This is a genomic window from Microbacterium horticulturae (assembly GCF_029094505.1).
Lineage (GTDB): Bacteria > Actinomycetota > Actinomycetes > Actinomycetales > Microbacteriaceae > Microbacterium > Microbacterium horticulturae.
In genome coordinates this window covers 153,531-166,902 of sequence record NZ_CP119108.1, presented here as the reverse complement: position 1 = coordinate 166,902, position 13,372 = coordinate 153,531, and the positions used below count along the sequence as shown (strand labels likewise).

Annotated in this window: 10 protein-coding genes; 3 read left to right on the top strand and 7 right to left on the bottom strand. The window is 69.7% G+C overall.

Annotated elements, in window-relative coordinates:
* Positions 1 to 53 precede the first annotated feature (53 nt).
* The 4 genes from uidA to recQ form a co-directional block, all read right to left on the bottom strand.
* The gene (uidA, locus tag PU630_RS00795; protein WP_275278454.1) at positions 54 to 1,835 is read right to left on the bottom strand and encodes a beta-glucuronidase; all 1,782 of its coding nucleotides are present in this window, start codon (positions 1,833 to 1,835) and stop codon (positions 54 to 56) included.
* A gap of 17 nt (positions 1,836 to 1,852) precedes the next feature.
* Entirely contained in the window at positions 1,853 to 3,262 is a 1,410-nt protein-coding gene (locus PU630_RS00790; protein WP_275278453.1) for a mannitol dehydrogenase family protein, read from the bottom strand.
* A 20-nt stretch (positions 3,263 to 3,282) separates the two neighbouring features.
* Positions 3,283 to 4,677: a glucuronate isomerase gene (gene uxaC / locus PU630_RS00785; RefSeq protein ID WP_275280145.1), complete on the bottom strand. Its 1,395-nt coding sequence runs from the start codon at positions 4,675 to 4,677 to the stop codon at positions 3,283 to 3,285.
* Positions 4,678 to 4,838: 161 nt separating this feature from the next.
* Positions 4,839 to 6,743 (bottom strand): DNA helicase RecQ, encoded by a 1,905-nt coding sequence (gene recQ, locus PU630_RS00780; protein WP_428982017.1) that lies wholly within the window; start codon positions 6,741 to 6,743, stop codon positions 4,839 to 4,841.
* Positions 6,744 to 6,903: 160 nt separating this feature from the next.
* Between recQ and PU630_RS00775 the strand changes: the two genes are divergently transcribed.
* A complete protein-coding gene (locus PU630_RS00775; RefSeq protein ID WP_343075851.1) occupies positions 6,904 to 7,308 on the top strand; it encodes a VOC family protein in 405 nt (134 codons plus the stop codon).
* On the opposite strand, the gene PU630_RS00770 is transcribed toward PU630_RS00775, so the two are convergent.
* Both PU630_RS00770 and PU630_RS00765 read right to left on the bottom strand, forming a co-directional pair.
* On the bottom strand, positions 7,297 to 8,052 hold the full coding sequence (locus tag PU630_RS00770; RefSeq protein WP_275278451.1) for a hypothetical protein: 756 nt from the start codon (positions 8,050 to 8,052) through the stop codon (positions 7,297 to 7,299). The genes PU630_RS00775 and PU630_RS00770 overlap by 12 nt on opposite strands.
* 28 nt (positions 8,053 to 8,080) lie before the next feature.
* Positions 8,081 to 8,998, bottom strand: a complete 918-nt coding sequence (locus tag PU630_RS00765) for a cation efflux transmembrane domain-containing protein (protein WP_275278450.1) — start codon at positions 8,996 to 8,998, stop codon at positions 8,081 to 8,083.
* A 174-nt stretch (positions 8,999 to 9,172) separates the two neighbouring features.
* Between PU630_RS00765 and PU630_RS00760 the strand changes: the two genes are divergently transcribed.
* Both PU630_RS00760 and PU630_RS00755 read left to right on the top strand, forming a co-directional pair.
* A complete protein-coding gene (locus PU630_RS00760) occupies positions 9,173 to 10,069 on the top strand; it encodes an SDR family oxidoreductase (protein ID WP_275278449.1) in 897 nt (298 codons plus the stop codon).
* Between the two features lie 168 nt (positions 10,070 to 10,237).
* Entirely contained in the window at positions 10,238 to 10,759 is a 522-nt protein-coding gene (locus PU630_RS00755) for a DUF4262 domain-containing protein (protein WP_275278448.1), read from the top strand.
* Between the two features lie 13 nt (positions 10,760 to 10,772).
* Here PU630_RS00755 and PU630_RS00750 read toward each other — a convergent pair whose 3' ends face one another.
* Positions 10,773 to 13,340 (bottom strand): DEAD/DEAH box helicase, encoded by a 2,568-nt coding sequence (locus tag PU630_RS00750; protein WP_275278447.1) that lies wholly within the window; start codon positions 13,338 to 13,340, stop codon positions 10,773 to 10,775.
* Positions 13,341 to 13,372: the final 32 nt, after the last annotated feature.

Below are 13,372 nucleotides of genomic sequence, written 5' to 3'. Positions count from 1 at the left end.
TGGCTCCTTTGCCATGGGAGTCCCGCAGGCTGCCTGCGGCAGCCCCGGGACGATCAGTTCTCGATGATGCGAGTCCAGCGCGCACGCAGGGCGTGAGCAGCGGCCTTGGGCTTGCGGTCACGGGTGAAGACGCCCTTCTTGTTGCCGTCGACTCGGAAGAAGCCCGACGACGTCTGGAAGTCGGCGAAGTTCCACACCTGCTCGCCCACCATCGTCTCGACGCGGTCGAAGACGCGGTGGTAGACGTCGAGCATCTTGGCCTGGTACTCCTCGGTCCACGGCTGGTCCCACACCGAGTGGTAGCCGGCGATGGTGTCGGCACCGTACTCGGTCATGATCATGGGCTTGCCGTACATCTGCTCCCACCCGCGCAGCTCCTGCTCGAGGTGCGCCTCGGCGGTGGCGAGGTCGCCGCCGTCCACGTACCAGCCGTAGTAGCGGTTCAGGCAGAGGACGTCGGCGAACTTCGACACCCGGCACACATTGGGCGGCGCCATCATGACGTTCACGAACGTCACCGGCCGGGTCGGGTCGAGGTCGCGGGCGAGGGCGAACAGGGGCTCGAAATAGGTGTCGGTGCCCTCGCTCATCGTGTCAGGCTCGTTGGCGATCGACCACATGACCACGCAGGGGTGGTTCTTGTCGCGCGCGATGAGCTCGCGGATCTCTCGCTTGTGCGCCTCCTGCATCTTCGGCCCGAAACCGTCGGCGAAGTCCTTGTCGCCGGCGCCCCCGAGCATGTCGGCGATGCCGCCGCCGATCTTCTTGTTCAGGCCGACCGCGGCGGTCTCGTCGATCACGACGATGCCGTGCCGGTCCGCGAAGTCCATGACCTCTTCGGCGTACGGGTAGTGCGAGGTGCGGAACGAGTTCGCCCCGATCCAGTCCAGCAGCTGGAAGTCGTGGACCAAGTACGCGTTGTCGTGGCCCTTGCCGCGCACGGCGGTGTCTTCGTGCTTGCCGAATCCCGTGAAGTGGAACGGCTCGCCGTTGATGAGAAACCGTCCCCCGTCCACGGCCACCGTGCGGATACCCACGTTCACCGGATACTCGTCGACCACGACCCCGCCGTCGACAGCCTCGACAACGAGCGAGTAGAGGTAGGCGGCCCCGGGCTTCCATAGGTGCGCGGCCTCGACGCGCAGGGATCCGGCTGCGCCGGTGGTGGATGCCACGGCCCGCCCGTCCTCGTCGAGCAGGCGCACCCGCACCTCGGCGTCGCCGTCCAGGTCGACGCGGTAGTCGACGACGCCGGTCTCGCCGTCGATGTCGGTGACGACGGTCACATCGTCGACGTGCACACGCGGCCGGCTGGCCAACCAGACCGTGCGGTGCAGGCCGGCGTAGTTGTAGAAGTCGTGCATGTAGGTCTGCGCCTGCGAGCCATCCTGGCGAGTGACGACGGTCCCCGGCGGGATCGTGTCGGGTGTCAGCCGGTTGTCGACGCCGATTGTCAGGCGGAACTCAGCGCCCGCGGTGACGAGGTCGGTGATGTCCGCCTCGAAGGGCAGGTAGCCACCCTCGTGCTCGGCGACCAACCGGTCGTCGACGTACACGACACCGCGGTGGGTCGCCGCATCCACCCGCACCAGCACGCGCTCGTCACGCCAACCGCGCGGCACGCGCACGGTGCGCTGGTACCAGACCCAGCCGACATGATCGCGGATCTTCTGATCGATGAAGAGGTCGTTGTAGCTGGCGGGCACGGGTGCCTGCAGTTCGGTCTGCAGCGGCGCCGCCCAGGGGGTGTGCAGTGCGTCGTCGTCGACGGCGAAGCTCCACAGTCCGTCGAGGGAGAGCAGTTCGCGGGTGGCAGTGACCTTCGGTGTCAGCATGGTTGCCTTTCTGCGCGTCATCGCGCGGTGATGGGTGCCCGGGAACGCACCCGGGCGATGAATTCGGAGTCGAGGTCGGCGCCGACGAGGTGCAGGAGCGCCGCGACGGGGTCGGTGATGGATGCCGCGCCACGCACGGCCTCACCCTCGCGGTCGGCGGTCGGGATGACGGCCACGGCGGCGGTGATCCAGGCGGCGAGCGCGTCGGCGCAAGCTGCAGCATCCTCTCCTCGCTCGCGCAGGCGCGCTGCGATCGGCACGATGCGGTACCGGATCTTCGTGGTCGTCTCGGCGGCGATCTGGTCGAGCCGATGCGCGATACGCGGATTCGCGAAGCGCTCGGCCAGTTGCGCACGGTAGCCGACGGTCTCGACGTCGTCGGGCAGGCAGGTGACGGCCTCCGCCCAGAATGCCTCGACGAGTGCGCGGCAGTCGTCGTCGGCGAACGCCTCGGCAACCGTGGCGTGCCCGCGAGCCGGGCCGGCGACCGCGAGGATCGTGTGCGCCCCGTTGAGCAGCCAGAGCTTGCGGTCCTCCCAGGGCCGGATGTCGTCGACGAAGCGCGCACCCACGGTGTGCCAGGCGGGGCGTCCAGCGGGAAAGTCGCCTTCGAGCACCCAGTCTGCGAACGGCTCGGCGACCACCGTGGCCCGGTCGTGCCAGCCGCGCTCAACGACCGCGTCGACCTCGCCGTGGTGTGCCGGGGTGATGCGGTCGACGCTCGTGCTGACGAACGAGACGTCCTCGCCGATCCACCGCGCGAGGTCATCGTCGATCTCACTCGCGAGTGCCGTCAGGGTGCGCCGGGTGACATCGCCATTGGCGGGGATGTTGTCGCATGAGACGACCGCGATCGGGCCGGCGTGCGCAGCGCAGCGGGCGGCAAGGCCGAGCAGGAGGCGCCCGAGCGGGGTGACGGGACCCCTTGTTGCCGTCATCCCGTCGGCGGTCAGGGTCGCGGTGCGCAGCGCTGCGACGTCGGCTTGCACCTCGGGGTCTTCGCGGTCAAGCTCTCCGTCGGGGCCGAGCCGGTAGCCCGCCTCGGTGATGGTGAGGGACACGATGCCGACGGCCGGGTCGGAGAGCAGTTCGATGAGCCGGGTGAGGTCGGCTCCGTCGCGCGCCTCGCTGATACTCGTGATGATCTCGACCGTGTCACCGGCGGCCCCTCGGGCGACGAGGGCGTAGATGCCGTCCTGTGCGGCGAGGGGCTCGGCCGCGCGCGGCGAGCGTCCGGTGAAGGCGGCGATGCCCCAGCCGTCGCCGGCGCGCTGCGTGTACCAGGCCTGGTGTGCACGGTGGAAGGCGCCGAGACCGAGGTGCACTATGCGCACCGGGGCGGGTTCGGACGGGATGCCGGCGACGGCGAGATGCGCGCGGTTCAGGTCGAGAGGAGCCTGCGCCGCGGTGCTGCGGGATGATGCCATGGCCGGTGTGTACTGGTGTGTCACAGCTTGAACACCTCGCGCGGGATCGCGTCGACGAGGTCGCGCGCGATGCGACCGGCGGTGGGTCGGCTGATGCGCCCTTCGACGACCAGTCGCGCGAGGAACGCAGCATCCAGGCGTCGTGACGTGTCGTGCCGTGCCGGGATGGACAGGAACGCCCGGGTGTCGTCGATGAAGCCGCTGGAACGGTAGAAACCGGCCGTCTCGGTCACGGCGGCTCGCCAGCGGAGGATGGCGTCGGGTGCGTCGAGGAACCACCACGGCGCCCCGATGTACAGGCTCGGGTAGAAGCCAGCGAGGGGGGCGATCTCGCGCGAGAAGCTCGTTTCGTCGACCGTGAACAGCACGAGGTGCAGGTTCTTCTCAGTACCGAACGCCTCGAGAAGCGGACGGAGGTTCTCGGTGTACTCCGTGCGGACCGGGATGTCGTGCCCGGTGTCGGGACCGAACGCGTCGAAGGTCGGACGGTGATGGTTGCGCCGCACGCCGGGGTGCACGGTCATGACGAGGCCGTCGTCGACGCTCATCTTCGCCGCCTGGAAGAGCATGTGGCCGCGGAGCTCGCGGGCGGACCGGGCGTCGAGCGCGCCCTTCAGCGCTTGGGCGAAGAGGTCCTGCGCGGTGGCGGGGTCGAGGTCGGTCGTATACGGCTCGAGCACGCCATGGTCGGCCGAGACGGCGCCATGCTCAATGAAGTACGCGCGACGATCGCGCAGGGCCTGCACGTACCCGGCGAAGGTGGCGGGGCGGCCGGTGCTCTCAAGCAGACGCGTGACGCGGTCGGCGAAGCCGGCGGCCTGGGGATCGAGGTAGGCATCGGGGCGGAAGGTCGGCAGCACGCGCCCGCGGAAGTCCGGATCGGCCGCCAGCGCGGCATGCGCGGCGAGATCGTCGAGCGGATCGTCAGTGGTCGCGAGTACCTCGATGCCGAAGCGATCGAACAGCGCGCGTGGCCGGAAGTCGGGGTTCTGCAGCCAGGCGGCGATCGTGTCGTACAGTGCGTCGGCGTTCTCGGCGCTCGGCTCGTCGACGATATCGAACAGCGTGCGCAGCTCGTGTTCGAGCCAATACGCAGATGCGGTGCCCGCGAAGCGGTGCCAGTTCTCGGCGAGATGGCGCCAGATGCTCCGCGGGTCGGCGTTCGCAGCGGGCCCGACGCCGAGTTCATCGAGCGGAACCCCTGAGGCGAACAGCAGTCGGGTGACGTAGTGGTCCTTCGTGATCAGCAGCTCGGCCGGGTCGGCGAACGGGTCGTCGCGCAGCAGCATGCCAGGGTCGACGTGTCCGTGCGGGGACAGGATCGGCGCGTCGGCGACCTCGGCGTACAGCTCGAGGGCGACATCACGGGTGCTCTCGTTGGCGGGCATCAGCGCCAGGGCGGGAGAGTGCGTCATCGCGGGCATGACTCCATGATGCGCCGGTCTCCGCATCTTGTCAACCGATTGCCAAATGTTGTCTTCAGCCGGTCTGCTCGTTTGGTGTTACCACGTACAACCGATTGCACGAACGCGTGGCCGTGCCGTTCACCTCCCGGGTGGTACCGGGTGCTGCGGCCTCAGGCGTGCTCGGCGATGACCTCGAGCACGGCATGCCCATACGCCTCGCGCTTCTTGGCACCGATGCCGGAGATGCCGTCGAGATCCTCGAGCGAGCCCGGCCGGTGTTCGGCCAGGGCGCGCAGCGTGGCATCACCGAAGACGATGTACGCGGGCACACCCTGCTCGCGGGCCACGCCGCCGCGCCAGGTGCGCAGCGCCTCGAACAGCTCGCGGTCGGCGGGCTGCAGCGACTCGGCCGCGGCTGCCTTGCGGGCGCGGCCGCTCGAGCGCGACCCGCCGCGCCCGAGCACATCGTGCCGCAGGGGCACGTCCGTCTCGCCGCGCAGCACAGGGCCTGCGGCCTCGCCGAGCGCAAGGGTGCCGTACTCCCCCTTCGCCACAAGGATGCCGCGGGCCAGCAGCTGGCGCACGACGCTGCGCCAGTCCTGATCGGAAAGGTCTGCGCCGATGCCGTAGGTCGCGAGCTTGTCGTGCCCGAAGCGCACGATGCGCTCGGTCGATGCTCCGCGCAGGATGTCGATGAGGTGCCCGGCGCCGTAGGCCTGCCCGCGCTCGCGCTGCAGGCGCACGATGGTGGAAAGGATCTTCTGCGCGGGGACGAGCCCGTCCCACGTGTCGGGCTTCTGCAGGCAGGTGTCGCAATTGCCGCACGGCTCGGAGGATTGTCCGAAGTATCCGAGCAGGTTCTGCCGGCGGCATCCCACCGTCTCGCACAGCGCCAGCATGGCGTCGAGATGCTGGCCGAGGCGCATCTTGAAGGTACGGTCACCCTCCGACGCATCGATGAGACGGCGCTGCTGCACGACGTCGCCCAGGCCGTACGCCATCCAGGCGACGGACGGCTCACCGTCTCGGCCGGCGCGGCCGGTCTCTTGGTAGTAGCCCTCGACCGACTTGGGCAGGTCGATGTGCGCGACGAAGCGCACGTCGGGTTTGTCGATGCCCATGCCGAACGCGATCGTGGCGACCATGACGACGCCGTCTTCGCGCAGGAACCGCGACTGATGCCGGGCGCGCATGCCGGCATCCAACCCCGCGTGATACGGCAGCGCGTCGATGCCCTGACCGCGTAGATGCTCGGCGGTCGCCTCGACGCTCTTGCGCGACAGCGCGTAGACGATGCCGGCCGACCCTTCGGGCATGGTGCGGATGAACTGCACCAGCTGCCGCCGCACGTCGACCTTCGGCTCGATGCGGTACTGGATGTTGGGCCGGTCGAAGCTCGCGACGAAGTGCTTCGCGTCAGGCAGGTGCAGGCGCTCAGAGAGCTCGCGGTGCGTCTCGCGGGTCGCCGTGGCCGTCAGTGCCATGCGCGGCACACCGGGGAAACGCTCGCCCAGATCGCCGAGCGCGAGATAGTCGGGGCGGAAGTCGTGACCCCACTGCGACACACAGTGCGCCTCATCGATCGCTATGACGCTGAGTCGGCCGCGCTGCAGCAGCGCCGTGGTCTGCGCGAGGTTGAGGCGCTCGGGCGCAACGTAGAGAAGGTCGAGCTCGCCGGCGAGGTACGCCTGCTCGACAGCCGCTCGCTCTTGCGGCGTCTGCGTCGAGTTCAGATACGCCGCGCTCGCGCCGTTGGCGAGCAGAGCGTCGACCTGGTCGTGCATGAGGGCGATGAGCGGGCTGACGACGAGACCGGTGCCCTCGCGCACGAGCGCGGGCACCTGGTAGGTCACAGACTTGCCGCCGCCTGTGGGCATGAGAACGACGGCGTCACCGCCGGCGACGACCTGCTCGACGATCGCGGCCTGCTCGCCGCGGAACGCGTCGTATCCGTACACCTCGTGCAACACGTGCAGCGGGTCGGCGCCGGCGAAGTCGCGGCGCGGTGGGGAGATTCGGGATGCCGCGGGCCCGGGCGCGGTCGCGGTCGCGCGCGCAGCATCAGGCGGCGGCATCCACCCGTCGTCCTCCGGCGGGGGCGCCCACTCGTCGGGCGGAGCGTCGGCATCGCTCCACACGATGTCTGCGTACGGTTCGCCGGCGGGAGTGCTCACCCCTTCAACGTTAGCCGCGCCCGCCGACACCGACGTCGGACCCCACCTCTACACTCGGCGCATGCCCATCTTCGATCACCTGGGAATCACCGTCGACGACCTCGACCGCGGCCGCGAACAGTTCGATCCGATCATGAAGGCACTCGGTTACGGCCGCAGCGACTACGACCGCGGCACGTCGTGGACGCGCGACGGCGAGACCGAGCTGCTCCTCTATTGCGCCCGTGAGACTGGCACCGGCCCGCATGTGCACGGCCGGGTCGGCTGGCAGCACCTTGCCTTCACCGCCGACTCGCGCGCCGAGGTCGACCGGCTGCACGAGATCGCGACCGACGCCGGCTGGACGGTCGTGCGCGAGCCCAAGGAGTACCCGCGCTTCACCGACCGCTATTACGCGTCGTTCGTCGAGGACGACAACGGCATTCGCCTCGAGTTCATGTACAACCCGCCGCGCTCAGACGAGTAGGCGGCGCTCGAGCCGAAGCCCGCGAAACCGCGACCGGCTGATCACGTTGCGCACCGCGAGCACCTGCACGGGCGACATCCACCCCTGCGACGCCTTGTTCAGCACCCATCCGTTGCCGAGGGTCACTGCAGAGTGTGCGGGCGCGCCGTCGGTATCGCGCCACAGCAGCACGGTGCCGGCGTCTTCGTCGCGACCGCCGGGGCGAGTGGATGCCGCGAGCCAGTCCTCGAACGGCGGCAGTTGCATCCATTCCTCCGCCGCTCCGGGGATGCCCGCGGCCGCCATGACGGCGCCGAAGCAGTTCGGCCCGCTACCGCCGACGAAGGTGCCGGCCAGGCTCCGCGCGCCCGCCAGCGCCGCGGCATCCCGCCACTGAACCTCGGTGACCTCGCGGTGCCGGCTGAGTACACGACCGCGCTCCATGTATCGGAGCGTGCGGGTGGTATCGGCCGCGGTATCGCTCGTCGGCCAGCGGTGCGGGGCCGGCTGCGCGCGACGAACCTCGGCGGGCAACTCCTGGACGGTCGCACGGTCGAGTAGAACGATGGCTTGATCGGGCATCACCGCGTAGAGCTCGAACGTGTCGACGAGCTCGAACGCGAGGGCGGCACGGTCATCCGCCCATCCGCGCTGGCGGGCCAGGGCCATCGGCACGACGAACGGCTGCCGCTCAGGCATGAGCCAGCCGCGCCAGCGCGTGACCAGCTCGTCGTCGACGTCGATGCCGAGCACGGTCACGGTCATCCCGCGAGCGTATCGGTGTGGCGCACCGTCAGTCGACGAGCCGCGCGTCGCGCGTGAACTCGACGAGCAACCACAGCTGCATCGGCAGGTCGCCGAGCCCCTCCGTGACTCCCCGGCGCAGGCGGTCTTCGCCGTCGATGTCGCCGACGCCTTCAGGTAGCACGAACGCGAGCTCGACCATGAGCGCGTTGCCCATGCGGCCGAGACGCTGACGCGGTTCGGGCAGTCCCTCCCGGCGCCGGACCGCATCGACGACCGCGCTCACCCGCGCGACGACATCCGCATCGGGCCGCGGGGTCTGCAGCTCGCGCACGCCGCGACGCGCAAGCGAGAGAGGCACCACCGCCAGGGCGAGTCCGCTGATGAGCACGAGCACGGAGTCGGCATACGGCGTCACGGAGCGCCATCCCGCGGCTTCAAGCACCATCACGGCGATGCCGCCGATCACGATCACGACGCTGCTGCCGATGGACGACAGCCAGCCGGCTGCCTCGGCGATGATCAGCGACTGTCCGTGGGCCATGCGGCGCAGCATCCACCACGCTCCCGTGCACACGATCGTGCCGAACACCCCGTACAGCGTGAGCGACAGACCAGAGACGTCTGACCCGCCCTCGATGATGACTCTCACCGCCTCGACCATCGCGTAGAGCAGTCCCGCGAACATCACGAGCGCTTGCGCGAGCACGAACAGCGGAATCAGCGCGTCGCGGCCGAACGGAAAGCGTCGCGTCGGCGCCTCGGCCGCGATCCTCGACACGAGCATCGCCGCCCAGGTCGACAGCAGGCTCACCGGCGTGAAGATCGCGTCCAGCAGCATCACCTGCGACCCGGTCGCCAGCCCCCACACGACGGCCACGACGGCGAACACGCACGACACGATGATCGACAGCCGAAGCGCGCGCCGCTCCCGCTGCCGACTCGTCGCGGCGCCTGATTCGCCCACGCCGCCCATCCTGCCGCCGATCGGACGCCGGCGCGACCCGCCGCACCGGAACGCGCCCGCCCGCGTGCCGCCCGCGTGCCGCCCACGCACGGTATCGTCGTGCGCATGCAATGCCGGTGATCGTCTTCTCCCGATCGATCGATGGATGCCGCGGCATCCGAGAAAGGCACTGCCATGTCCGCACTTCCTCTGCTCGGCCAGACCGCTCTGGTCACCGGCGTCTCGCGCCGTCGCGGGATCGGCTTCGCGATCGCGGCCGAGTTCGCACGCCTGGGCGCGAGCGTGTTCATCCACCACTTCGCGCCTCACGACGCGGATCAGCCGTGGGGCGACGACGACCTCGACGCGCTGCGCGCCGAACTGCGCGGGATGCTGCACCCCGGCGCCCGGCTCGGCGATGCCTCTGCCGACCTGCGTGACGCGGACACGATCGAGCCGCTCGTTGCCGCGGCGCACGCGCTGACCGGGCGACTCGACATCCTCGTCTGCAACCACGCGCGCAGCGGCGGCGACGGCTCGCTGCTCGACCAGACCGCGGCATCCCTCGACGCCTTCTGGGAGACGAACACCCGCTCGACGCTGCTGCTCACGCGGGCGTTCGCAGCGCTGCACGCGGACAGGGGCAGTGCCGCGCCGGCCGCAGGACCCGGCGACGTCGCACCGGCCCGCCCCGGCGAGCGCGCCGGGCGAGCCGAGCCCTTCGCCGCACCGACCGGTCGCGTCTTCTGGATGACCTCCGGTCAGCAGGACGGTCCGATGCCCGGCGAGGTCGCGTACGCCGCCAGCAAGGCGGCGCTCGCCGGCGTCACGAAGACGATCGCGGCCGACCTGCTCGATCTCGGGATCATCCTCAACACGATCAACCCCGGGCCGGTGAACACCGGATACCTCGACCCAGAGACGACCGATCGCCCGCTCGACGAGATCGAGACGTGGATGCGCGCCACCCCGTTCGGCCGCTACGGCCAGCCGGCCGATCCGGCGCGGCTCATCGGCTGGCTCGCGACGCCGGCGGCCGCGTGGGTGGTCGGGCAGGTGCTGACGACCGACGGCGGGCTGTCGCTGGGGTGATGGGGCGGGATGCCGCGGCCCGCGCCGACCCGCAGCTCAGCACGTCTGCGGCGCGCGACGCTCTGCACGACGCCCTGTGGATAACCACGATGCGTTGTCCGTGACCCGGGCTATCGTGCTCAGCACGTGCCCTCAACCCCATCCACCCACTCCGAGAGGAACGCCTTCATGTCACCGACGCCCACACCCCAGCAGAGCGCCTGGCTCGATCAAGACGACGCGCGCGTCGCCGACGTCATCCGCCGCCATGGCGTCTGCCTGCAACTCATCGGCATGGGCACGTGCTCCGTTCCCGGCTGCACCTGCTCGGCCGAGTCGAAAAGGCCGTTCGCCTACACGATCGGGCTGTTCGGCATTGCCCATCCCGAGCTCGTCATCGTCGGCGTCGGAATGCCGGAGGTCGCATCCGTCCTCAACTCCGCCGCGCGGCTCGTGCTCGACGGGGCTCGCCTCACCCCGGGCGAGAACGTCGTGCTTCCCTGCTGGGACAGGCGCATCTTCGTCGAGGAAGTGCCGAATCCCGGCGACATCGCCTTCGGTGCCAACCGGCATTATCAGCGCCCGGCTGAGGCATCGGTTCCCCTGCTGCAATTGACCTACACCGACAATCGGGGACGGTTCCCGTGGGATCCGAGGTACACCGGAGCGCGCCGCCGCCAGCCGCGCCCCGGAGAATGGGATGCGCGCTGAGACCGGCTCGACCCTACAGCCGCACGACCTCGGCGACGCGCACGACAGCGGCGCCGGCCTCCGCCGACGCTTCCAGGTTGACGACCGCCCGGATGCGCCAGTCGTGGTCGCCCTCCGGGTCGTCGATCGTCTGCTCGACGCGCCACTGGCCGGACGACTCGGCTCCGGACTCGTCGATCGCGCACAGCCGCGGCGAGCGCGCCGGTCCCCCGACGAGAATCGCATCATGCTCGGCGAAGTACTCATCGAGCACCGCGGGCCACGAGACATCGGGGTCGAGCTCGATCAGCTCGTCATCGCGCTGCAGCGCCGCCAGCTGCACACGCCGGAACAGTTCGTTACGCACGAGCACCGTGAACGCGCGGTGGTTCGCGACGACCGAGGGCGGCGCCGGCGGCACGACAGGCTCGTCCGAACCCGAGGCCGCAGGATGCACGAGCTCCTCCCACTCATCGACAAGGCTCGAGTCGACCTGGCGCACGAGCTCGCCGAGCCACTCGATGACATCGAGCAGCTCAGAGGTGCGCGCCTCCCGCGGAACGGTCTGCCGAATGGCCCGGTACGCGTCCGACAGGTACCGCAGCACGAGGCCCTCGCTGCGCGCGAGCTGGTAGAACGACACGAACTCCGCGAACGACATCGCCCGCTCGAACATGTCGCGCACCACCGACTTGGGCGACAGCGCGAAGTCGCGCACCCACGGCTGGCTCGACGCGAACACCTCGAACGACTGGTGCAGCAGCTCGTCGAGCGGCTTCGGGTAGGTGACCTCTTCGAGCGCGTCCATGCGCTGGTCGTAGTCGAGCCCGTCGGCCTTCATCGCAGCCACAGCTTCGCCCCGTGCCTTGTACTCCTGCTGCGCGAGGATCGCCCGCGGGTCGTCGAGCGTCGCCTCGATGATGCTCACGACGTCGAGCGCATAGTGGCCCGAGCCGGCGGCTCCCCGTTCATCGGACGGGTCGAGCACTTCGATCGCCGCGAGGGCGAACGGCGACAGCGGCTGGTTCAGTGCGAAGTTCGGCTGCAGGTCGACGGTGAGGTGGATGTCGGAACCCGACACCTCCACGATCCCTGCATCGCGCAGCGTGCGGAAGATCGCCAACGCCCGCCGCGCCAGCGCGAACTGCTGTGCCCGGGTCTGGTGGTTGTCGAAGACGAGCGACCGGACGTGGGCGAACACGTCGCCGCCGCGCGCTATGACGTTGATGAGCATGGCCGCCGACAGCTGCAACTGGGGCACAAGCGCCTCGGGCGCGGCATCCACCAGTCTCTCGAACGGGCCCTTGCCCCAGTTGACGGCGCCCGTCGGAGCCTTCTTGCGCACGATCTTCTTGCGCTTGGCGGGGTTGTCGGCGGCCTTCGCCAGCGCCGCCGCGTTCTCGATCTCCCACTCCGGCGCCATCACGACGACGTTGCCGTAGGGGTCATAGCCTGCGCGTCCCGCCCGGCCGGCGACCTGGTGGAACTCGCGCGCCGTGAGCTGGCGCATCCGGGTCCCGTCGAACTTCGCGAGCTCGGTGACCACGACCGTGCGGATGGGCACGTTGATGCCGACGCCGAGCGTGTCGGTTCCGCAGATCACGCGCAGCAGGCCGCGCTGGGCGAGTGTCTCGACGAGGCGCCGATACCGCGGCAGCATGCCCGCATGGTGGATGCCGATACCGCCGCGCACGAGTCGCGACAGCGTCTTGCCGAACCCGGTCGAGAAGCGGAAGTCGCCCAGTGCCTCGGCGATCTGATCACGCTGCTCGCGCGAGGCGATCTTCATGCTCGACAGCGCCTGCGCGCGCTCGACGGCGGCGGCCTGCGAGAAGTGCACGATGTACACCGGTACTTCGCGGTCGCTCAGCAACAGTTCGAGCACCTCGTGCACCGGCCGGATCTCGTACGAGAAGTGCAGCGGCACCGGCCGTTCGACGCCGGTGACCTGCGCAACCGGGCGCTCGGTGCGCCGTTCGAGGTCTTCGGCGAGCGCCGTGACATCGCCGAGGGTCGCCGACATGAGCAGGAACTGCGCGTGCGGCATGAGCAGCAGCGGCACCTGCCACGCCCACCCGCGGTCGGGGTCGCCGTAGAAGTGGAACTCGTCCATGACGACCTGGTCCACCGGGCCCACGCGCCCGGAGGCTCCGGGCGCCGCGTCAGCGGCGTCTGGAGTGGGCGTGGGGAGCGTCTCGTCGCCGTGCCGCAGCGCCATGTTCGCGAGGATCTCGGCCGTGCAGCACACTATGGGCGCATCGGGGTTGACCGACGAGTCACCGGTGACCATGCCCACGTTCTCGGCGCCGAAGATCTCGACGAGTGCGAAGAACTTCTCGCTGACGAGCGCCTTGATCGGCGCCGTATAGAAGGAACGACGACCGGATGCCACGGCCGCCGCGTGCGCCGCGATCGCGACGAGCGACTTGCCGGTTCCGGTGGGCGTCGACAGGATCACGTGCGAACCCGAGACCAGTTCGATCACGGCCTCGTCCTGCGCCGGGTACAGGGTCAGCCCGCGACCCTCCGCCCACCCGACGAACCCGTCGTAGACGGCGTCGTCATCGGCACCGCGCACACGGTCGAGAAGGGAGGGGTTCACCCCTCGAGTCTGCCTCACATGTCTGGCATCCC

Excerpts from the sequence above, each read along its gene's own strand:
- uidA (WP_275278454.1), bottom strand. The coding sequence starts at position 1,835 with ATGCTGACACCGAAGGTCACTGCCACCCGCGAACTGCTCTCCCTCGAC.
- PU630_RS00790 (WP_275278453.1), bottom strand. The coding sequence starts at position 3,262 with ATGGCATCATCCCGCAGCACCGCGGCGCAGGCTCCTCTCGACCTGAAC.
- uxaC (WP_275280145.1), bottom strand. The coding sequence starts at position 4,677 with ATGACGCACTCTCCCGCCCTGGCGCTGATGCCCGCCAACGAGAGCACC.
- recQ (WP_428982017.1), bottom strand. The coding sequence starts at position 6,743 with ATGCCGCCGCCTGATGCTGCGCGCGCGACCGCGACCGCGCCCGGGCCC.
- PU630_RS00775 (WP_343075851.1), top strand. The coding sequence starts at position 6,904 with ATGCCCATCTTCGATCACCTGGGAATCACCGTCGACGACCTCGACCGC.
- PU630_RS00770 (WP_275278451.1), bottom strand. The coding sequence starts at position 8,052 with ATGACCGTGACCGTGCTCGGCATCGACGTCGACGACGAGCTGGTCACG.
- PU630_RS00760 (WP_275278449.1), top strand. The coding sequence starts at position 9,173 with ATGTCCGCACTTCCTCTGCTCGGCCAGACCGCTCTGGTCACCGGCGTC.
- PU630_RS00755 (WP_275278448.1), top strand. The coding sequence starts at position 10,238 with ATGTCACCGACGCCCACACCCCAGCAGAGCGCCTGGCTCGATCAAGAC.